We start from the raw sequence: 397 nt of genomic DNA on the forward strand, positions 1-397 counted from the left end.
CGCGAGCGGGATGCCGAAGCGCGCCTGCACATACTCGGGAAAGCGCGTGTGATAGGCCGTGGTGAACGGCAGCTTGTGCTGGATCGCGTAGGCACGGGCGGCCATGCCGAGCGGGCCTTCTGTGGCGATATGCAAGGCGTCGGGTTCGAACGCGTCGATGCGCTCGCGCAGCTTGCGGCGCGGCAGCAGCGACAGGCGGATTTCAGGGTAGGTCGGGCAGGGGATCGTCCGGAATTCGAGCGGCGTCAGCAGATCGACGCGGTGGCCGAGTTCGGTGAGCTCGCGTGTGGTGTTCTTGAGCGTGCGCACGACGCCGTTGACCTGCGGTTCCCATGCGTCGGTGACGATCATGATCTTCATCTATTCGTTCCTCGATTGTGTGCCCGGTCCGGACCAA

The 397-nt window shown here is 64.7% G+C and carries 1 protein-coding gene; it reads right to left on the bottom strand.

From position 1 onward, the window contains the following. Nucleotides 1-360: glycosyltransferase (locus EN824_RS33600; RefSeq protein WP_135933171.1), on the bottom strand; the 360-nt coding region annotated here is incomplete at its 3' end. Between the last annotated feature and the right edge of the window lie 37 nt (nucleotides 361-397).

Source organism: Mesorhizobium sp. M8A.F.Ca.ET.181.01.1.1, from assembly GCF_004792025.1.
Lineage (GTDB): Bacteria > Pseudomonadota > Alphaproteobacteria > Rhizobiales > Rhizobiaceae > Mesorhizobium.